Source organism: Rhizobacter sp. P2_D12 (assembly GCF_056404395.1).
Genome location: NZ_JBFUEB010000042.1, coordinates 28,547 through 47,988, shown reverse-complemented (window position 1 = coordinate 47,988; position 19,442 = coordinate 28,547). Strand labels below are relative to the sequence as shown.

The following is a 19,442-nucleotide window of genomic DNA, read 5'->3' as shown; positions in this document are numbered from 1 at the left end:
CTGCTGGCCCGCGACAAAGCGGCCACCGGCATCTCGCGTGCCGGCAACCGCGACCGCGCCGCCGCGCGCCGGCGACGCTGCGCCACGCGTCGTGCCTGACGCAGCCCCGCCGCTGAACAGGCCCCCTCGGCCACTGGGTGATACAGCGGCCCGGCCAGCGACGAAGCGCCCCCGGCCGTCGCGCGGCTGCGTGGGCGCTGCCATCGGCGCGCGCGCGCCGCTCGCTTGGTTGTTGGCGCGGCGAGCATTGCTCACGGCAACGCCCATTGCGCGCGCGATTGTCTTCACGTCGTTGCGAATCTCGCGCTGAACTGCGGCGCTGCGCTGCTGCGCGACCAGCAGGTCGCGGCTGCCATCCAGCAGCTCGCCAACCAGAAAGCCGTCGTGGTCGCTCTTGAAAGTTGCCATGTCAGGTGCCCATGAAGGGGTCGAACTCGGAGAACGTGAGCTGAATCTCTGCCAGAGCCTGGTCGCGGCGCGACAGCTCCAACTGGATGGCCTGCGGCCTCATCCGCATCACGCTGCGATAGGCCAGGTTCTCGTTGGGCACCTGGTCGGACGGAATGGCGTGCACGACCTCGATCCGCACCAGGTACTCGGCCGGCAGCCCGAACGAGCCGTCGCCGCGCGCCACCTGGTTCTGCTTGGCGTCGAACCACGACTTGATCGTGCCGCGCTCGTCGTCCAACGTCGTGATCTGCATCTCGGTCGGCGTCGTCCCGGTCGCCTTGTCGATGAAGGCTGCGCCGACCTGGATGTGGTCGCCCTGGATGCTGCTGCCGTAGCTCACGTCCAATGCCAGCAGGTCGAAGCACGACGCCGCGATCGCGGCGATGGAGTTGGGCGAGCCGACCAAGCCCGGTGCTCCCAGCGCACCGGCGACCGTCCGCGCCGCGCTGGAAATGCCACCCACAACGGCGCCAATGGCCGGCCCGACGCGCGACTGGATCAGACCCGCGAGGCCGCCCTGCGCGGGCGGGGCCGCCTGATAGGCGCCCGCCGGCGGATTCGCGTCGGTGATCCGAATGAAGAAGAGGTTCTTGCGCGCGACGCTCGCCGAGCGTGACTGATCGTAGATCGCCTGAGCCTGGCGTAGCGTGAGGCCGCCCAGCAGCGTCGTGGCCGTGTCGCGCACGTCGGTAAGACCCAGCAGGTCGTCGACCGCGCCAATGCCGGTGCGCAGGCCCAGCAACTGGCCTGCCACGCTGCCGGTGCTGAGCACGCGCTGAACATCGCTGACCAGCTTCGGGCTCATGGCCTGGCTGACGGCCAAAGCCGCCTTCGCGGCGGCCGTCTTCGCGAGCGTCTGGCCGATGACCGTCGGATCGGGAGTCAGGAAGGCCATATCACTTCTTCCCGAACTTCGGAGGCTTCGCCGCCCCGGGGGCCCCGGAGCCGTCGCCATCGCCGGGCTCGTCGTCGCTAGCGTCGCCGAACGGCGGTGCGCCACCACCATCGCCACCGCCGCCGAACTGGCCGGAGGCCTCGGCAGCAGCCTTCGCGTCCGCTTCCTTCCTCGCCTTCTCGATCGCCGCCGCGTACAGCGCAGCGTCCTTGGCGTCGAGCCTCATCACGCGCTCGAACAGGTGCGCCATCGCTTTCTGGTCGAGGCCTGCGTCCTTGGCCATCTGGAACGTCTGCACCATGAGCATGGTCGTGTTCGCGGCGTCGAGCTGCGTCTTCTGGCGCTCCGTCTCCAGGGCGCTGATCGTGCCGAAGAAGTTGACCTGCCAGGGCCGCTTGTTCGCGGGGTAGGTGCTGCCGGTCTTGTAGACCAGGTGCACGTCGATGATGTGGTTGAAGAACTCGCTCAGGCCCACGCGGATGCAGCGCGAGCGCTCTGCGGACTGCGCGCTGGTGCGGAAGAATCCGCCCTCTCCCAGGCCGCCGCTCATGAGGTCGGCGAAGCCCAGCATGCTGATGTCGATGCCCAGCGAGCCGGCAAGCAGCTTCGCGTGGAACAGCACGTCCTCGATGCTGATGTTGCCGGCGCGCCCGCTGCCCGAGCCGCCGCCGCTGTTCAGCGCCTGCATGCTCATCAACTGCTTCTCGGCCCAGACGGGGAGGATGTGGCGGATGCGCTGGAGCACCGGGCGGCCGGACTTCACCGCCTCCTCGGCGACCTCCTTCGACTTCTTCAGCATGTTCTTGATGGACGCGAGGAACGTCTGGCGCTGCTCCGTCGTCATACCGTTGACCTGCGCCGTGAAGATCGACTCGTCGATCGAGTCGAGCACGCGCTGACCGACCAGGCCCGCCATCGCGGATTGGAAGTTGTTGAACTGCGATTCGGCGTCGGCCAGGAACGAGCCGCCGACCAGGCTGGGCATGAGCGGCAGCTTGTCCGGGTCGTTCTCGGTGATCTGCATGCGCCAGGCCTTCTCGACGGCCAGCGGCTGCGGCAGGTAGGCCAGGCGGGGCATCTTCAGGCGCGCGATCTGGTCCATCGTCAGCGTCTCGCGCAGCTTCGCGCCGACGGCCACGCGACACACCACGGTCTTGTCCGCCTGCTCGTAGGGAATCACGAGCGGTGGCAGCATCAGCTCGTCGACGGTCAACCCGACCACGCCTTTGCCCTTGCGCGCGTAGATGCGACCGTAGGCGTCGCCATAGACGGCGCCGTTGTAGGCCGCGAGGAAGGCGATGCGATTGAACATCGGCGCCAACGACTCGGACAGCTCGGCGATGACCGCCTCGGCTTGCGAGTTGCCCTTGGCGTCCGCATTCGCCTCGATGAACACCAGGTCGCCCGAAGTCTCGTGCCCACCAAGGGCCGCCGTGACATGGAGGCGGACGGCGCCTGAAACCAGCGGGTCGGTCGCCATCTGCTGGTACTTCTGGTAGAGCTGCTGGCGGTTGCGCGCGCCGACGACGCCGTTGCCCGTGAGGGCCGTCGTCGTCATCGTCTCCGAATACTCGTAGCTCGCTTGTTCGACCTCCTGGACCGCCCTGCGGCCCAGCCCGATCTTGGCCTTGATGGTGGCGAGGATCGTGTCCTTGCCGTCGGAGGGTTGTTGCATGAATGGGCCTGGCGGATGCTATTTCCGGCATCCTCGCCCGCACCCGGATACGGAAAGGCCCCTGCTTTCCCAATCACCGCACCCACATAGAATTTTCTGCATGGCACGACTACCCGCCGGCGTCCAGCCGACCCCGCACAGGATTCGCCTCCAGGGCTACCGCAAGGAGCTGGAGCTGCGCGGCGGTGGCCGCCTCAACACGGACCTGGAGCCCGACGCCGCAGCGGCGTTGCTCCAGATCATGCAGACCCGGGGCTTGAACAAGAAGAGCGCCGTCAGTGCAGCGCTGCTCGCGCTGGCGCAGGGCCCGGCGTAGCGCCCATTTCGCAGACGCGGCGCGCCGCGCGGTCGATGAACAGCGGCGCGGCGCCACCCACGCCATCCAGCGCCGACGTGCCGGCCTGCTTGCTGCCCTCGACGGCACGCGCGATGCGGCCGCTATCCAGCATGCGATTCACCAGTCCGCGGGCGGCCGTCGAATCGGCGGCGTAGACGTTGGCCGTCCAGAGCTGGGCCTCGTACTCGAACTTCACCGCGAACGGGGACGCCGGCGCGCCGCTGGCCAAGCCGTCAAGCACCGGCTCGGCGCCGTCTTCGCCGACCGTCACGGCCCGCATATCGGCCCTGACGCGCAGCGGGAACTTGCCGCCCAGGCGTCGGATCTCCATGTCCGCATCGAACAGCGAGTAGGACTCCTCGGCCTCGGCGTCGAGCCAGAACTGTGAGGAGCCGGCCAGGAACATCGCACCGTAGAACTCGCGGAACTGCTCGCCGGCCACCAGGACGCCGTAGGTCGGCAGGTCGCCGCCGTACTCGGCGCGCACCACCGCGTCGTCGTCGTCGCCGAAGTCGTGCCCCAGCTCGCGCAGCGCCGCTTTCACGGCCCACCAGTAGGGTCCGTACTGGAGGAATGCCTCCGGCTTGACGTCGAGCCGCGCGGCGATGGTGTCCGCCGCGAACTGCGCCGCGTTCAACTCGGGGTGCGCGGCCGACAGCGTCTTGGCCGTGGCCACGGCGGCGTCGCCGATCTGCGCCGGGGAGAACTTGTACTGAGTGAAAGACATTTGGATTCCTTGCGGTTTACTCGATCGCCGGGCAGACCGTTACCAGCTTGGCGGCCTCGGGGTACTTGGTGCAGAGCACGTCCCACGCCTCCGGCGTCACGTCCCACTGGAGGGCGTCGCCGCGCCACTTCGCGCGCGCGCCAGCCTCCTCGGCGGCCAGCTTGATGAAATCCTTGACCGCCTTCGTTTCGGAGCCGATGCGCACGCGCGCCATGGTCTGTCCGGCCAGTCCGATCTTGCCGCCCGCGCTGACGACGATGTCGCCGGCTGCGACGACCTTCTCGGCCTTGGCGGCCTGGGCTTCGGCGTCGAACTTCGCCGCCATCGCGCCCAGCTTCTCGGCCTCGCCGTCGGCCAGGCGCTCGTCGGCCTCGATCTGCGTGATCATGCCGGGCATGAAGCGGCCCTCGGCGATCGCCTTGCCGTAGGCGGCGAACTGCGGCGTGTTGCCGTTGCCAGCGGCGGCCGCCGCCTTGATCTCGGCCAGGCGCGCGGCCTCGGCGATGCGACGCAGCGCGCCGTTGTAGGCGCCGGTCACTTCATAGGCACCGGCCGGCATCACGTCGCCCAGCAGCCAGACCGAGTCCGGGAGGAGCCAGTCCATCGTCTCGGCAATGAGCGCGCGGGCGGCAGCATCGACCTCGTCGCGGGTCGTCAGCGTCGCGAAGCGGGCGGCCGCGCCGGCGGGGGCGTGGAACTCGTGCTTGGCGTAGTACAGGCACATCTTGCCGTTGCCCGACTCGCCGCGCATGACGATCGACAGGTCATCGGGCGTCACGCGCACGCCCAGCGCGCGCGCTCGGCTGGCCAGCGCAGACGCGCGGCGCTCCTGGCCCCGATCCTTCGGGGCGGCCTCCTCCATGCCGGCCGTGGACGGCGCTACGAAGTAGTAGCTGTCCCAATCCTTAATCACGCTGGCCTGCGCCGTCACGATATCGCGGACCACCTGGGATGCTTGCGCCAGGTCGGCAGGGTTCACGGGGTACGCGAACTGCGGCGCGGGCAGCAGGTACTCGTCGCCGCGATACCGCACCAGGGTCTCGACCTTGCGGCGCGCAGCCACGGCAGGGTTGATCGAGCTGAACAGCCTGTAGACCGAGGCCACATCCACCTGGGTCTGCGCGTCGTCAATCTCCGCCGCCTCGGTGACGGCCGCGTCGTAGTCCGGCGACTCGAAGCCGATCAGCTTGCCGCCGCCGCGCAGCACGTCGGCCACGCCGGCGGAGATATGCGGATAGCGGATGGCCTGCACGCCGCCATAGTTGTCGCTAGAGCCCTCGATGATCGCCAGGTTGCCCTTGCGATCGCGCACGAACATGCCGGCCACGACGGGCTGGTTGTCCAGCAGCAGGCCGGAACCGCCCTCGCGGAAGGCGTCGGCGACCTTGGGGTCGTGAGCGCCGCCGCCTTGCTGGCCGATGCGCACGAAGTCCTTCAGCGCCTCGTCGGCCATCGCCTTCGCCTGCTGAACCTGGCTGGCCCAGTCGTCCACGATGGCCGCACCCTCCTTCACCGTGACGCGGGCAGCGTAGCGGCCGACATCCTCGCGGTAGTTCTTTTCCTTCGTCCAGGCGCTGCGCCCCTTGCCGTTGCGCACCCACTCGCTGATCGTTCCTTGGCTGCCCCAATGCACGGCCACGTCGTCGAGGTCGCGCAGCATGCCGGTCAACGTCGCGTCCATCTCCGCGATACGCGACTCGAAGCGAACCAGCGTCTCGGCCTTCATCTTCGTGGTCGGGCGATCGCGCATCTCCGCGATCTTGGCGTTCAGGTCGTAGGCCTCGATCGCCTTGGCGGAGATCCAAGTCTGCACGGTTGGGAAGTCCTTGACGAACTTCTGCTGGCTCTGCGCCGTCTGGAGGTTGATCACCTGGCGCTGGCGCGCGCTCTCCGCGCGCTGCAGGCGCTCCTTCAGCGCCGCGCGATCCTGGATGGCCTGCACCGCCGTGGCGTCGCCCATCGACTCGATCAGCTCGTCGTACTGGTCCGCCGTCAGGCCGCCGGAGACGTTCACCTCGTTGCCGCCCTGCTTGTCCATGACGGCGCCGATCCAGTCGGCCTTCTTCGTCGTCAGGGTGCGCTTGTACTCGTCGAAGGTGCCATCGGCGTCGTAGTGGTAGACGTTCACGCGGGCGACGGTGTTGCCCTGGCGCACGCCCCGGCCGTTGCGCTGGTGCTGCGAGTCCGGCGTCCAGCCGATGGTGAAGTGGTGGATGGCCTGCGTGCCCTTCTGCAAGTTGATGCCGACCTCGGCCTTCTCGTTGGCGACGATGGTGCGCAGGCGGTTGTCCTCGCCCTCGGCGTTGAACCCGTCCTGGATGTCCTGCATCTGCTCGGGGTTCTTGATCGACTGGCCGCTGATGACCTCGATTGCCGCGAGCGCGATGCCGGCGTGCTTGTGCAGCACGCGCTTGATCTTGTTGTGCATAGGCAGGATGTCGCAGAACACCAACTGCTTGACGCGGCCCGACGACGAACGCGGCGAAGCCTCCTCTGCCCTCACGTTGGTCAGCAGGGCCGCGAGCTTCGGCGGGATGCTGCAGTCGAGGTCGAGCTTGGCCTTCGTCGCCAGCTTCTCGAACTCGGCCTGCACGTTGTAGTCGGTCGTGTCGATCACGATCCGGCCGTCCGGCGTGAAGGTGGCGCGCACCTTGATCCTGAGCAGGACGGACTCGCCGCCGCCGTCCTTGACGACGACCTTGCCCACCACGGCGTCCGCGTCCGTCCACGGGCCGCCGCGCGCGCGCTGCTCGGTCTTGCCCAGCTTGTTGAAGGCCGCGATGACGCCCTCGGCCAGCGCGCGGTCCGAGCCCAGGATGCTGTAGAACGTCGCGCGCTCGTCCAGCTCCGGGTCGGCGATCAGCGCCGTCATCTTCTGGATGAGGTTGAACGGGTGGGCGATCAGCTCAGGCTCTTCGCCGAAGCGGGCTTGCACGCGCTCGAACGCGGCGATCTCCTCGGGCGTCACCGGCTCGGCGTCCTTGCGGGCCATGCCGGTCAGCTCCTTGGCCGCGCGGTAGGCCATCTTGTACTCGTTCAGGCGGCCCTTGGTGTCGGCGGACAGGATGACGGCCGTCTTCATCTCGGGCGCGTCGGGCAGGCGAAGGTCGTCGCCGGCGGCCTTCACGTCCTTGCCGGTCTTGATCGTCGCAGTCGAGCTGATGGCGTTGCGCAGCAGGTTGACGTTCTGCAGGCCGGTGAAGATGCGGTAGGACTTGACCGTGCCGTCGATGCCGACATCCTCGTCGTCCTCGATCATGCACATGGCGTCCATGAACGCGTCGGCGCCGCGGACGCCCATGCAGAGGTCGTGCACCTTCTTCTCGCCGACGGCCAGCGTCAGCATCGAATAGATTTCGAGCGGGCTGTTGGTGATCGGCGTAGCGGTCAGCGGCATGACGCCATCGCCGCCGGCGGTCAGGCCGCGCACGAACCAGGCCTTCATCTGCATGTCGCGGCCGCGCTGCGAGGCCTCGGCCACGCTCAAGAACTTGCCGCCGCTGAACTCCAGCGTGTCCTTGCTGTTCTTGAAGGCGTGCGCCTCGTCGAGAACCAGGCTGTCGATGCCGAGGTCTTCGAAGAAGGGGTAGGCCGACGACTTCGCGCCGGTGCTGCCCGTCACGTCCGCGATCTTGGAGGCCGCGCGCTCGGTGTCCGCCTTCTTCTCCGAGGGCTCGAACGACGGATCGACGCTCGTGAGGTATGCCTCGTAGGCCGCGATCGTCTCATCCTTGAGCGGCAGCATGGAGAAGGCCTCCATGGTGCAGAAAACCTTCCGGTGGCGGTTCTCCAGGACGCGCATGAAGTCGCGGGCGTAGTTGGAGCTGTTCACCGATGCCTTGCCGGTGCGCTCATTGACCTCCAGGCCGATGAACAGGCAGTCGTCCATCCTCAGGTAGGCGCGGGCGGCCTCGCGGCGCCAGTTGGACAGCACCGAGTTGGGGACGACGAACGCCGTCTTCTTCTTCACGCCGATGCTCTGCACGTACTGAGTGGCGGCCAGCGAGGTGAAGGTCTTGCCCAGTCCCACGTCGAAGCCGTTGATGCCGCTGAAGTTGCGCGCCTTCTGCCGGACGAACGCGTTCTGGTAGCCGTGCAGCTCCAGCTCCGGGTTCATCCCGGGAATCTCGACCGGCGTGTTGTCGTCCACCTCGCTGAAGTAGAGCTTGTCCGGGTCGTTGGCCGTGCGGGCCATGCGATCCATGATCGTGGGCGAGGCCTTCACCCAGCCGTCGAACTGCGTGTTCAGGCGCTGCGCGTACTTGCGCAGCATCGCCAGCGCGTCGCGGTCGGACATCGCCAACTCCTTGCCCTGCAGCGTCAGGCTGCGGACGCCCTTGCCGGCGGCGTTGCCCGACAGGTAGCTGGCCATGCGGCTCATCAGCTTCTGCTCGGTCGTCGCACTGTTGCCGCTCGGCCCCTCGTAGACGATGTAGGGCTGGCCCAGGTTGTTCACGCCCACGGCGAACGCCGGGTGCATGAAGCGGCGCATGAACTCAGCCTTCTCCTCGATCGTCACGAACGGGCTGAAGAGGTTGTAGCGCAGCGCGGTCGGGTCCATCTTGTCCAGACGGCCCTCGGCGGCCGCACGCTGGCGCAGCAGCTTCTCGCGCACGGCGCCTTCGGCGGCCTGGATCTCTCCGTCGATGCGCGCCAGGAACTCGGCGTAGTTGCCGGTGTAGTAGTCGTCGGCCTTCGTCGCCTTGGTGCCCGTCGAGTCCAGGCACCAGTCGTCCTCGCCCATCACGTCGAAGGACTCGCCGAGCACCGAACTCAGGTGCTCGACGCTGATCGTCGTTCCGTGCGTGTAGACCAGGGCGTTGACCTGCGCCTGCTGGTCCAGGCTGCCCACGTCCACGTCGGCGGCGCCCTCGCCCTTCCAGACCGCCTCGAAGCCGGTCTTGCGGCTGTAGACGATGCGGGCCTTGTTGAAGGCGGCCTTGCTCTCGCGCGACCAGGCGGCAGGCGCCTTCACCACGCTGGCGGCCGTGGCGACCAGCACGTCCGACAGCACCGGGTATTCCTCGAAGTAGTTGAAGGCGCGCTCACCGGAGTGCGCCTGCATCACGTCGATCGTGGCCAGGCCGGCCGTCAGGGCCGTCCACAGGCGCGCGCGCTCGGTGGCGTCCACGCGGTTGAGGTCGCGCAGCGCGGCGCGCAGCCAGACAGGCATGTCCAGGTCGAGGGAGCGGCGGCCCAGGTACTCGGCGTACCGGACGGCGTCCTCGTGGTTGACCTTGTTCGACACGGCGGCCAGGGCGCTCGAAAGCACCGGGCCCAGGTTGTCGTAGCGGCTCTCCTCGGTGGACTCACCCAGCGACACCCAGGCGCCATCACGCATTTCCAGCGTCCGGCCGGCCATGGTCATCGTGTCGCCCTCGTTGTACTCGATGGGGGCGGTTTCCGTGGCCTCGAGCGCAGCCCAGTCGATGCGCGAGCCGGGGAACTTGCGAAGCAGCTTGCCGATGTTCGACACGCTCTGGTCACTCACCACGCGATCCACGTCGCGGAACTTGCTCGGGTCCTTGGCGACGAACTCGCCCAGCACGAAGCGCCGGCCTTCGCCCTGGAAATACTTGCCGTCGATGAACTCCGGCCACAGCACGTTGGCGGCGATCAGCGCGGCAGGGTTCTGCTCGCGCAGCTCCTCGACCTTGCGCGCGGCGTCGCGGCCGAACTTGCGCAGGACGATCACATCGGTGATCGTGTCGGCGTCGGCGCTGCCGAAGACGGAGTTGGGCAGGCGGTAGGCGCCCATGAACTCGGCCATGTAGCTGGCGGCCATGCGCAGTTGCTCTTCGCGGCCGCCCTTGGCGCTGACCACGCGCGGCGGCACGATGAACGCGGCCAGGCCGCCCGGACGCAGCTTTTCCAGTGAACGCAGGATGAAGTACGTCTCCAGCGGCTGGTCCTGGTACTTCGGATCGATCTTGCGGTTGCTGCCACGGTCGTGGACGCCACCGAACGGCACGTTCGACACGACCGCGTCGTAGATTTCATCGTCGGTGCGCGAGGCAACGGCCTCGAACGGGCTCACCACGGCGTTGTAGCCAGCGCCGCCGTTCACCAGTTGGTTGATGCGGCCCGAGGTCTCGTTCAGCTCGACGGCCTCGATCGCGGCGCTGGCCGGCGCCGTGGCGCCGAAGATGCCGACGCCGGCGCACGGGTCGAGCACCTTGCCGCCCTTGAAGCCCAGCTCGGCGAGCATGCTCCACATGCCCTCGGCGATCGGCTTGGGGGTGTAGTACTCGTAGGCGCTGCCCTGCAGCCCGTCGGCGCCGACCAGGTTGCCGCCCGTGCCGCTGTACTTGGCCAGCGTCGCCTTCTGGTCGTCGTCCAGGTCGGCGGCGGCCAGCTCGCCGGCGTCGATGGCTCGCAGCAGCGCCATCGCGGCCGCGTTGTCCTTCTTGCGCTGCCCGTGCGTGCGGCTCTGGTCGAACTCGTACAGGTTGGCCGTGACCTTGCGCGGCTGAGCCGGCATATCCGCCGCGCCGTCGCTCGCGAAGGCCTTCAGCTCGCGGGCCTTGCCGTTCAGATCGATGCCGCGCTTGCGCAGCAGCTCCACGATCTGGCTCGCGACGCGCGCCACATGGAACGCGTAGAGCGGCATGGTCGGCTGCATCGCCATCCGCTGGCGCACCAGCGAGGTCAGCCCCGCGTCGATCTTGAGCTTTTCGAGGACTGAGAGAGCGGGAGCATCCATACGCGAGGGCCTGTTTCGGTGTGCCCCTCATTGGAGTTGTCACCGCCTCGCGCATCCCGGGCCGTTTTCCGTGTTACGGCCATTTCTCCGGCTTGACAACAAATGGCGATAACACTTGTTGCTTTCTGTTATTGGCTGGAGTACATTTATTTCCAACGCAACACCGAACGCAGCAACCGCCCATGAACACGACGACCAAGACCGATGTGCTGATCGCGAGCCTGACCATCGAGCAGGCGCGCCAGTACGCCGCGCAGACCGACCAGCTCGTGTGGGTGGAGACGACGTTGCTCGATCCGAACGACATCAGCCGTCGCATGGCCGGTTGCGTCGAGGACGCGCTCGAAGCCCTTCTGGCGGCCGCGATCGCCAACCCGGCCGCCAAGGTCTGAGCCCAGGGGACATCGGCGCCGACGCCCTGCCCCTCTGATCCCTGGAGATCCGCATGAGAGCCATGCTTCACGAAGTCACCGGCAAGAACCGCTTCTGCGGCCCTACCGCGATCGCCACCGTGCTGGGCATCAGCACCGACCACGCCGCCGCGCTCGCACGCGATCGCAACGGACTGCGCGCGGTCAAGGGGCTGCCCACCTACATGCTGGCCGGAGTGCTGCGCGACGCGGGATGCAGCGTCACGCACGTCGGCGTCTCCGATGCCCCGACGATGGCCGCATGGCTCGCACGCAACGACCGCGAGCCGGGCGCCCACTACATCGTGGTCTTCCGCAACCACTTCGGCGTGATCCTGGGTCGCCAATACCTCTGCTCGCAGACGCGGCGCCAGCGCGTTCGCCACGCAGACATCCCCGGCCGGCGCGGGCGCGTGGTCGAGTACCTGATCGTGCGCAAGCTGCCCGAGGCGCCGCCGGCTGACCCCGCCGCGCCGCGCCGGGCTGAAGCCGTCGGCACGCGCAAGTCTCGCGAGGAAGCGAGGGCCCTGGCCGCCAAGCACGGCATCGAGATCGAGCGCGACGGCCACTGCCTGGTCATCTGGCCGCCCAGCCGGCTCTGCGCCGACGACCCCCACGAGGGCGACCACTACGCCGAAGACTGGAGCGACGCGCTCGAACGCGTCAAGACCTACGCCGCGCTGCTCGACCGACAGCCCGCCTGATCCATGCACACGCTTCAGAAGATCCAAGACCTCATCCAACGAGGCGCACTGTTTGTCGTGAACCACAGCGGCGGCAAGGACAGCCAGGCCATGTACCTGGTGCTGCGCGACCTGGTGCCCCGCGAGCAGCTGACGATCGTTCACGCCGACCTCGGCGAGGTCGAGTGGGCCGGCGCAGTGGACCACATCAAGGCGACGATCTGCGGCGAGTCCATCCACGTCTGCAAGGCTCCGAAGACGTTGCTCGACATGGTGGAGCACAACCAACGTCGGCACGCCGCCGCAGGCGAGCCCGAGAAGCCTGTCTGGCCCTCGCCGGACAAACGCCAATGCACCAGCGACCTGAAGCGCGGCCCGATCGAGCGCTCCATTCGCGGCATCACGCGCAAGCGACAGGCGTTGGGCGTCGCGGCCTGGGGCCTGGTCGTCAACTGCATGGGCATGCGCGCGCAGGAGAGCCCCGCGCGAAAGAAGCTGACGCCGCTCCGGTTCAGTGCCCGCAACAGCAAGGCCGGACGCGAGTGGTACGACTGGCTGCCGATCCACGAGATGACCGAAGAACAGGTCTTCGCCACCATCGCATCCGCTGGCCAGCAGCCCCACCTGGTCTACGGGCTGGGCATGCGGCGCTTCTCGTGCGTGTTCTGCGTCATGGCCAGCGAGGAAGACCTGAAGACCGCCGCGCGCCTGGCGACCGAGCGCCCCGAGCTGCTGAACGACCCGAACCTGTACCGCAAGTACGTTGGACTGGAGCGCAGCACGGGCCAGGTGATGCTCATGCCAAGCAAGGCCAAGGGCCGCCGCACGCTCGAAGAGGTCACCGGCGTGCTCGCCCCGGTCGCCTGATCCCGGCCGATCAGCCTCGCGCTCGCGACCGACCAACGCACCCGGCATACAGAAGCTGGTCAAGGCGGAACGTCTCGATGCGCGGGAATGGCCAACGAATCGGCGCGACGTTGAGAGTCACGAGATCACCGTCGCGCGCTACCTGGCGGCCCACCACAGTGGGATAGACGCCCTTGACCACGTAGATGCGCACGCGAGCCATCGGCGCAGTGTGCATCGAATCAACCAGCGAAGGAATGACATGGAACTGAATCTGTCGATCACGATGCCCGACAACATTACGGGGCACGAGGCCACGGAGGCGCTGCGAAGCGCCGCTCAACGGGCATCGGAGTGGGTGACCCAGCACGGACTGCCTGCCGTCGACGGCGAGCAGCCGGAGTTCCGACTCGTGAGCATCGACCGCACCCGGATCTCGGCCACTTTCTTCCGCAGCGAGTGACCCAAGCCGCTGGCCCTGCGTGCGGAGGCTGACCACCCACCCACTGGAACCCCACATGCACTACCCCATCACCGGCGACTGCGCCGCCGACGACGATGCCGCCAGCGCGGCTTTCACCGACCGCATGCGCGTGATCTACGCCCGCGTCTTCGAGATCGACGAGCAGCAGTGCAGCCTGACTGCCGAGAGGCGCAAGCTGCTCAGCGAAGTCCGCGACAGCATCGGCGTCAGGCCCGGCACCGTGATCGCAACTCGGCGCGGCAGGGCGCAGGTCGTCCGCGCCGAGGGCGACTTCGTGGAGGACGATCTCGTCATGCCCGGCAAGCCCACCCGGGTCAATCCGGCCGCCAGGTGCGTCATGGCGCCGGCGACCAAGTCCGGATTCCACGAGCGCACGCGGTTCGATCTCACGCACATCGACCGGGATACCGAATTCATGGCCGAGAACGGCAAGCCGCTGCCTGCATGAGCACCCATGTCTGCGGGCCGACACCCCTGCGTACCGGAGTGTGGCTCTCCCCCCTCGTCGGCTGAACACGTGGTTGATCGGGGCCTACGACGATCCGGTCGACGGCGCATCGCGCGCGTTCAATGGGCTGCTGCAGCCGGCTGCTGGTATCTTTGCCTGACAGGAGGCAACTATGACAACGAATGAGTTCTGGACACTTTTCATCGCTGTGTATGCAGCCGTGATCTCTTCGATTGTGCTGGCGTGGGATGTCATCAAGTGGGCGGTGTCTGGTCCGCGCCTGAGAATTGTTTGTCAGCCGGGGGTGATCCTGGTCGGCAAGGGGGTTCGTGATACTCAGCGCAAGATTTCGGCGGTGGTCGTGAACCGCGGAGACGCGGCGACGACGCTGACCAACCTGCATTTGTGCAAGTACGAGAGCCGATGGCAATCGCTACTCCCTTGGATAAAGCCCGCCTACTACTTCGTCAAGGAGCCGAGCGCTTTACAGCGCTTGCCCTTCAGCCTCGCGGCTGGCGGCCAATGGCACGGCTTGATCAACCAGAGCGCGGAACTGGAAACAATGATGCGGGACGGGGCGCTCTTCGCCGAGATCCACTACGTGCACTCCAACTCGGGTTTGCGTAGCGCGCGCCTTCGATTGCACGAATTGGAAGGAGCGGCCGCTCCCTAGCATCCGCCCGCATGACGGGCCCATCCACGACCAGATCAGTACAAGCGACTACGAACTCGGCGCGCGCACCGACGCGCACCGCGCACTCTTCCGCAACCCTGTCACTGCGAAGTGGTACCAGACGGGCCAAGTCACTGTCCAGCTGCAGGAGGGATCGACTTTCCACGAAGACCAGAAGAACAAGTACCAGCACGTCACCACGGCGATTGGCTATTGCGTTGACGTCGAGTGGCCGGCCGCGCGGATTGCTGCGGGGATCTTTGCCTAGGCACGAACGCGCCGGGCGACGCGATGCATCTGTTTTATTCCTTCACGCGTCGGCCAATTGTCTTCGCCGATATATTTGACTTGGCGCATCGCGCGAATCTGCAGCGCGTGGGTTGCCATCTCCTCCGTGACGCGCTCGGATGCTTCGTTCAAGAACGCTTGCACCGCCGCGGCGAGAGAGTCCGCAGTGCCATCCAGCTCACTCGCGAGAAACCTGTTCGCGTCCATCGATTGGACGATCCAGTGAAGCCCCATCAACGCTCGCACCTGAACTGGGTCGAGTAGGGACCGATCTATGCCTGGAGGCTGTGAGCGGAGCCGATCGACGAGACCTCGGAGGCGTTCCGCCTCAGCTACCGCCGCCGTCAGTTCAGCGACGAGCTTCTCTCGCTCCTCTGGCGGAAGCGTCGCCGACCCCAACTTCTCGCCTACATCTGCGGCCTTTTGCTCCGCGTTGTCGGCCGCACTCGCAACCGCTTGTGCCACCTCATTGGAGGCCAATTCGACACCTGGAAACTTGAGGCTTCGAAGGCGCTTTAACACTCGGGCGGCGGCAACTAGCAGCAGGCCCAGGTGTCTGCGGTAAACGACGACGCCAGCTGCCAGAAACAGCGGCCAGACCAGAGCCTTTGCCAAGTCGATCCCGGCCTTAGTCAACTCGACATGAAAGGTGTGGTCATCCATCCCGCCTCCGCGTTGTTTCGTCCATCGTACTGGACGACCAGGTCGATGGCGCATCGCGCGCCTTCAACGGGCGGCTGCAGCCGACGGCGGGGATCTTCGTCTAGCTGGCAAACAGGACTCGATCCAAGTCGACGAAATTGTCGGCGACGCGCCGCATCATTGGCGAGAGGCCGCTACTTAGCGCGGCGACGTGAACTCGCTTCCCGGCTGCCATGGCCGCGGACACAAGTGGGGTGTAGTCACCGTCGCCAGACACGAGTACCAAGTCGTCGACACCTCGCTGATGCGCCTGTAGGAGCATGTCAACGCAGATGTTCACGTCCACCGACTTTGTCTTGTGACCGGATTTCTGCTTCTTGTAGACCTTGRGAACGAGGCTGGTGGCGGCGTTCACGAAGTGGCCGTTCCTGAGGCGCAGATTGGCCTTGAGGCCGGCGATCTCGTCCTCCATGAGGTTTAGATCTTCCGACGCGCCGGAGAAGGTCGTGTAGTAGGTGACACGCACCAACGGCCCATCCTGCAGCGCAGGCGGAATGTTGGCATTCCAGACGTAGCGGCCCGGCGAGTGGGCAGTCACTGGGGAGTCAAGCCCGCTTTGAGGTCGCCCGTGTGGGATGCATCCGGCTTTCAGCATCGCCTGGAAGCGAAGCAGAAGATTCTCGCCGTCGACAAACACCATGCAGCGTCCCATGGGGCGAGTCTATCGCGGTGCTTCCTAGCATCTCGCGTATGACCGGGCCCGTCCTCGACCAGATCAACGTCTCCGACTACGAGATCCGCGAAGCCCGCGAGGGTCTGCTCCGCGGCTTCGGCGCGCTCGATGCGAAGCGGCCGCCGCGCCGCGCGCCCTCGCGAGCGCCGGGTTCTCCGCCGCATACATGATCGCCTCCGTGCCCACGCCCGAGGGCGTCGGCTCTGCCGGGTCAGCCAGCGGCGGAAACACCGCGACCAGGCTGCCGGGCGGCTGGCAGAACTCGACCAGATCGCGCGGCTCCAGATTGCCCTCGGTGACCGAGACGCCTTGGCCGTTCACGCATCGCGACATCACGGCCTTCAGGTGTTCGATGCCGTCAGCCGGTCCGACCATGCTGCAGCCGCCGTCCTCGGGGAAGTCGATCGCGACGATCCCGAAGGGCGTGACGACCTTGTAGATGTCAGGGTTCATGAGGACATAGCGCGCAACTTCCGCTCGTCGTTGAGGGTGCTGAAGGTGGGCATGATGCCCTCGCGTTGGTAGTAGGCCATGGCAGCCTTGGCCAAGTTGATGTCCGTCGTCGGGTACGGCGTGCGATCCATGCCGCCGCCAACGTAGGCGCGAACAATCATCAGGCCGGAGACCTTGCGGCCTGTCCTGAAGTTGCGCACCTTGCCCTTGAGCAGGTACGCGGTGGACGTGTCGCCCTCGGAGCCCGGGAAATAGCCTAGCTGCACGAAGTCGTCGAGCATCCAGCCGGACGACACCCCAACCGTCCACGACTTGTCGGTGTCTTCGACGAAGCGCACGCCGGCCGCCAGGTCGGCGATCCGCTGATCGACGAATTGCTCGACCAGGTCGTCCTTGCCCTCCTCCATCTCGCGCATGATCTCGCGCAGGCCCATGTGCGCGCGCGCCAGCGCGTCCATCGGTCGCTTGACGAAGCCGGCGATGAACTCCAGCGTCTGGGGATCGTCGGCCGCGCGCCTGGCCAGCATCTCGGGATTCGAGAAGGACTCGACGCCCATGGCGAACACCTCGGTGACGCCGTCGCGGTACAGCTTGCCCACGTAGGGGCTGAAGAAGTTGCCCTTGAATGCCGCCTCGTCCTTCCGGTAGAACGAACTGCCGGTCAGGGAGCGCAGGCTGTGCGCCTTGCCGTCGATAGAGCGGCGGCGAATGAACCGCCCGGCCGAGGCCTTGGCCACCGGGTCGGACTCCATGTGGTGCGCCATCTCGTGCCAAAGCACGCGACGATCAAACGACGAGTCAAGGTTGATCGTCCCTACCTTGCCGTGCGTCTCGATGTCAGTCGCGTTCGCCCGCTTGCTGCCGTTCGAGTGGATGCGCACGGCCGCCACGCGTCCGCCGGTGAAGCGGTAGAACTCGGCCATGTCGGCGCGCACATTCTCCACCGCGTAGCCGATCTTGCGCAGCCGAGCCGCCGCCTGCGGCGTGATCGTCTGGGCGGCCGCCCACTTTGCGGCCACGTCCGGCGCGACAAGCGACGAATGGATGACCTTGGCGATCAGCTCACGGCCGACCTCGGCGAACGCATCGCTGCCGGCCCGGCGCGCTGCCGCCAGCCGCCTGCCCTCGGCATCATTCACCGGACTGTAGACATCGGTCAGCCAGTCGTTGTACTCGCGGCACACTTGGTTGTACTGCCCCTCGGTCATGTCGTTGCCGAGGCGGGAGTACACCGCCATGACGGCCGTGTAGCGCGCCTTCTGCTCCTGGACGACCTCGCCGAACTTCGCGGCCAGCATGGACGTGAGCTGGTCCACCTTGCCTGTCGCCGCGCCGGCGGCGCTTATCGCGGCCACCAGCTTGTCGCGCCCCTCATCCCCGAAGGCGCCGCGCTGGATGCAGTCGTCGATGACCGGGTCTGCGAGCTTCAGGGCATCCTTGTCGCCGGCTTGGCCGATGATCTCCCGGCATTTGTCCCCGATGTCGCGCGGCACGCCGGGCACGACCTCCGCGCGGTCGCTCCGCGCCTCGGCCAGCGCGATCGCGTGCATCGCCTGCGCGATCGCCTGCACGTAGTAGGCCGTGCGCAGGCGATCGGGCTGCGGCAGCTCGTCGATGCCGGCCAGCGAATCGCGCAGCTTGTTGAAGCCGACCTCCGGCGACATGAACACGTCGTGCGCGTCTCCGCGCCCCAGCAGCGCGCGGCGGATCGAGGCCGCACGTCGCTTCGACATGACAGTGACGGCGATGTTGCCGCCGGCCTCGGCGCGCTGCGCCTTCTGGTCCAGGCCCAGCAGCGAGCCGCACAGCTCCAGCCGATCGTAGATGGGCCTCGCGCGAGCGTCAGCCATGCTTCATCTCCTCCAATTCGGCCCACCGCGTGATCGCCGCGTCTGCCTGGTCGGCAGCCTCGTCGCCCAGCGCGTCGGCGGCCAGGATGGCGCCCACGGCGCCCTTGATTTGCTCCAGCAGGTCGGCGAGGTCGGCGCCGTCCTTGAGGCCGCGCGCGATGTCCTGCAGTTGCTCGATCGGCGCCGCTGCGGCGCCGACAGCCCGGGACGCGCCGCCGAGCTGCGTGATCAGGTCGCGGATCTCGCGCGCCAGGCGCATGCGCTCCAGCGCGGGCATGCTGGCCCCCTGGCTGTAGTGCGCGACCTTGGCGGCGAGCGCCGACGCGACGCGCGCCCGCGTGAGCGCCGGGGCCACTGAATCCAGCATCGGCGCGGCGGAGTCCACCATGCTCGCGCTGTTCGGGTCGTAGGCGCCGCTGTTGCCGAGGGCGCTCTTGACCTGTTCGGGGTCGAAGACGATGACGACGGTCTGGCCGTCGAACTCGATGCTGCCGCCGTAGGTGGCCAACTCGTCGCGCAGGCGCTTGGCCGTGCCCTCCAGGCGCTCGCGCTTGGCAGTGAAGACGGCGCGCTCGCTCTTGGGCGCGCCGTACTCCTCATCCTTGGCGCGGCGGATCGCCGCCAGCACCTCGCCCAGGTCGGCCTCCTGCTCGCCAACGTTGGTCTGCGACAGCGCGATGCCGTCGAAGCCCTGGGCCTTGAGCTGGTCGCGCAGGCCCTCGGGCGAGCCACGGCCGGCCGGCTTCTGCTGCGCCGGGTCGCGCTCCTCAGCCTCGTGCATGGCGTTCAGCATCTCGCGGAAGCTGTCGTAATACTTCGGCCGCGTGACGCGCAGGTAGACGGGATAGATTGCGCCACCAGGCGCGTACATGCCGGCGCCGCGCTCCCCCGGGCTGTTGGAGAACCACGAGCCGATCATGTCGATCGATGGGCCGCGCCAGGCCGAGGCCATGCGATCGAAGGCGGCGAAGTCCTTGTACGTGCCGTGATACATCACCAGCGGCTCGCCGTCGTCGTCCACGATCTTGCTGGCGCCGAACCAGCGCTTGAGGGCTGCGGCTGCGTTTTCAACCGCAGCGGCGCGCTCGCGCGCTTGCACGAGCGCGTCGCGCGCGGCCCGCGCGCGCTCCAGGACAGTGTTCACA

General features: G+C 67.2%; 17 protein-coding genes. 7 read left to right on the top strand and 10 right to left on the bottom strand.

The window, feature by feature from the left end:
• The 3 genes from AC1DYN_RS15900 to AC1DYN_RS15890 form a co-directional block, all read right to left on the bottom strand.
• On the bottom strand, positions 1 to 408 hold a 408-nt coding region (locus AC1DYN_RS15900), incomplete at its 3' end, for a hypothetical protein (RefSeq protein WP_477961180.1).
• A 1-nt stretch (position 409) separates the two neighbouring features.
• On the bottom strand, positions 410 to 1,345 hold the full coding sequence (locus AC1DYN_RS15895) for a hypothetical protein (protein WP_477961178.1): 936 nt from the start codon (positions 1,343 to 1,345) through the stop codon (positions 410 to 412).
• A gap of 1 nt (position 1,346) precedes the next feature.
• Complete coding sequence (locus tag AC1DYN_RS15890; protein ID WP_477961176.1) at positions 1,347 to 3,020, bottom strand: hypothetical protein; 1,674 nt, start codon at positions 3,018 to 3,020, stop codon at positions 1,347 to 1,349.
• 100 nt (positions 3,021 to 3,120) lie between these two features.
• Between AC1DYN_RS15890 and AC1DYN_RS15885 the strand changes: the two genes are divergently transcribed.
• Complete coding sequence (locus tag AC1DYN_RS15885; RefSeq protein WP_477961174.1) at positions 3,121 to 3,336, top strand: hypothetical protein; 216 nt, start codon at positions 3,121 to 3,123, stop codon at positions 3,334 to 3,336.
• On the opposite strand, the gene AC1DYN_RS15880 is transcribed toward AC1DYN_RS15885, so the two are convergent.
• Both AC1DYN_RS15880 and AC1DYN_RS15875 read right to left on the bottom strand, forming a co-directional pair.
• Positions 3,296 to 4,084 (bottom strand): hypothetical protein, encoded by a 789-nt coding sequence (locus AC1DYN_RS15880; protein WP_477961172.1) that lies wholly within the window; start codon positions 4,082 to 4,084, stop codon positions 3,296 to 3,298. The two genes, AC1DYN_RS15885 and AC1DYN_RS15880, sit on opposite strands and share 41 nt — an antisense overlap.
• Before the next feature lie 16 nt (positions 4,085 to 4,100).
• A complete protein-coding gene (locus AC1DYN_RS15875) occupies positions 4,101 to 10,787 on the bottom strand; it encodes an N-6 DNA methylase (RefSeq protein WP_477961170.1) in 6,687 nt (2,228 codons plus the stop codon).
• A gap of 182 nt (positions 10,788 to 10,969) precedes the next feature.
• On the opposite strand from AC1DYN_RS15875, the gene AC1DYN_RS15870 reads away from it, so the two are divergent.
• The 6 genes from AC1DYN_RS15870 to AC1DYN_RS15845 all read left to right on the top strand — a co-directional run bounded on the left by AC1DYN_RS15870 (position 10,970) and on the right by AC1DYN_RS15845 (position 14,331).
• Positions 10,970 to 11,179 (top strand): hypothetical protein, encoded by a 210-nt coding sequence (locus AC1DYN_RS15870; protein ID WP_477961169.1) that lies wholly within the window; start codon positions 10,970 to 10,972, stop codon positions 11,177 to 11,179.
• A gap of 53 nt (positions 11,180 to 11,232) precedes the next feature.
• Positions 11,233 to 11,901, top strand: coding sequence for a hypothetical protein (locus AC1DYN_RS15865; protein WP_477961167.1), 669 nt, complete (start codon positions 11,233 to 11,235; stop codon positions 11,899 to 11,901).
• Between the two features lie 3 nt (positions 11,902 to 11,904).
• On the top strand, positions 11,905 to 12,747 hold the full coding sequence (locus AC1DYN_RS15860) for a phosphoadenosine phosphosulfate reductase domain-containing protein (protein WP_477961165.1): 843 nt from the start codon (positions 11,905 to 11,907) through the stop codon (positions 12,745 to 12,747).
• Positions 12,748 to 12,988: 241 nt separating this feature from the next.
• Positions 12,989 to 13,189: a hypothetical protein gene (locus AC1DYN_RS15855; RefSeq protein WP_477961163.1), complete on the top strand. Its 201-nt coding sequence runs from the start codon at positions 12,989 to 12,991 to the stop codon at positions 13,187 to 13,189.
• Positions 13,190 to 13,244: 55 nt separating this feature from the next.
• Entirely contained in the window at positions 13,245 to 13,658 is a 414-nt protein-coding gene (locus AC1DYN_RS15850; RefSeq protein WP_477961160.1) for a hypothetical protein, read from the top strand.
• A gap of 172 nt (positions 13,659 to 13,830) precedes the next feature.
• On the top strand, positions 13,831 to 14,331 hold the full coding sequence (locus tag AC1DYN_RS15845; protein WP_477961158.1) for a hypothetical protein: 501 nt from the start codon (positions 13,831 to 13,833) through the stop codon (positions 14,329 to 14,331).
• Between the two features lie 264 nt (positions 14,332 to 14,595).
• On the opposite strand, the gene AC1DYN_RS15840 is transcribed toward AC1DYN_RS15845, so the two are convergent.
• From AC1DYN_RS15840 to AC1DYN_RS15820, 5 genes are all read right to left on the bottom strand, one after another.
• Positions 14,596 to 15,282: a hypothetical protein gene (locus AC1DYN_RS15840; RefSeq protein ID WP_477961156.1), complete on the bottom strand. Its 687-nt coding sequence runs from the start codon at positions 15,280 to 15,282 to the stop codon at positions 14,596 to 14,598.
• Between the two features lie 100 nt (positions 15,283 to 15,382).
• A complete protein-coding gene (locus tag AC1DYN_RS15835) occupies positions 15,383 to 15,961 on the bottom strand; it encodes an NYN domain-containing protein (RefSeq protein ID WP_477961154.1) in 579 nt (192 codons plus the stop codon).
• A gap of 75 nt (positions 15,962 to 16,036) precedes the next feature.
• Entirely contained in the window at positions 16,037 to 16,447 is a 411-nt protein-coding gene (locus AC1DYN_RS15830) for a hypothetical protein (RefSeq protein ID WP_477961152.1), read from the bottom strand.
• On the bottom strand, positions 16,444 to 18,297 hold the full coding sequence (locus AC1DYN_RS15825) for a hypothetical protein (protein WP_477961150.1): 1,854 nt from the start codon (positions 18,295 to 18,297) through the stop codon (positions 16,444 to 16,446). Before AC1DYN_RS15825 ends, AC1DYN_RS15830 begins: the two co-directional genes overlap by 4 nt.
• On the bottom strand, positions 18,290 to 19,441 hold the full coding sequence (locus tag AC1DYN_RS15820; protein ID WP_477961148.1) for an ADP-ribosyltransferase-containing protein: 1,152 nt from the start codon (positions 19,439 to 19,441) through the stop codon (positions 18,290 to 18,292). The genes AC1DYN_RS15825 and AC1DYN_RS15820 overlap by 8 nt, the downstream gene beginning before the upstream one ends.
• Position 19,442: the final 1 nt, after the last annotated feature.

Bases quoted from the DNA above. Each gene is read 5' to 3' on its own strand.
- AC1DYN_RS15895 (WP_477961178.1), bottom strand. From the start codon at position 1,345: ATGGCCTTCCTGACTCCCGATCCGACGGTCATCGGCCAGACGCTCGCG.
- AC1DYN_RS15890 (WP_477961176.1), bottom strand. From the start codon at position 3,020: ATGCAACAACCCTCCGACGGCAAGGACACGATCCTCGCCACCATCAAG.
- AC1DYN_RS15885 (WP_477961174.1), top strand. From the start codon at position 3,121: ATGGCACGACTACCCGCCGGCGTCCAGCCGACCCCGCACAGGATTCGC.
- AC1DYN_RS15880 (WP_477961172.1), bottom strand. From the start codon at position 4,084: ATGTCTTTCACTCAGTACAAGTTCTCCCCGGCGCAGATCGGCGACGCC.
- AC1DYN_RS15875 (WP_477961170.1), bottom strand. From the start codon at position 10,787: ATGGATGCTCCCGCTCTCTCAGTCCTCGAAAAGCTCAAGATCGACGCG.
- AC1DYN_RS15870 (WP_477961169.1), top strand. From the start codon at position 10,970: ATGAACACGACGACCAAGACCGATGTGCTGATCGCGAGCCTGACCATC.
- AC1DYN_RS15865 (WP_477961167.1), top strand. From the start codon at position 11,233: ATGAGAGCCATGCTTCACGAAGTCACCGGCAAGAACCGCTTCTGCGGC.
- AC1DYN_RS15860 (WP_477961165.1), top strand. From the start codon at position 11,905: ATGCACACGCTTCAGAAGATCCAAGACCTCATCCAACGAGGCGCACTG.
- AC1DYN_RS15855 (WP_477961163.1), top strand. From the start codon at position 12,989: ATGGAACTGAATCTGTCGATCACGATGCCCGACAACATTACGGGGCAC.
- AC1DYN_RS15850 (WP_477961160.1), top strand. From the start codon at position 13,245: ATGCACTACCCCATCACCGGCGACTGCGCCGCCGACGACGATGCCGCC.
- AC1DYN_RS15845 (WP_477961158.1), top strand. From the start codon at position 13,831: ATGACAACGAATGAGTTCTGGACACTTTTCATCGCTGTGTATGCAGCC.
- AC1DYN_RS15840 (WP_477961156.1), bottom strand. From the start codon at position 15,282: ATGGATGACCACACCTTTCATGTCGAGTTGACTAAGGCCGGGATCGAC.
- AC1DYN_RS15830 (WP_477961152.1), bottom strand. From the start codon at position 16,447: ATGAACCCTGACATCTACAAGGTCGTCACGCCCTTCGGGATCGTCGCG.
- AC1DYN_RS15825 (WP_477961150.1), bottom strand. From the start codon at position 18,297: ATGGCTGACGCTCGCGCGAGGCCCATCTACGATCGGCTGGAGCTGTGC.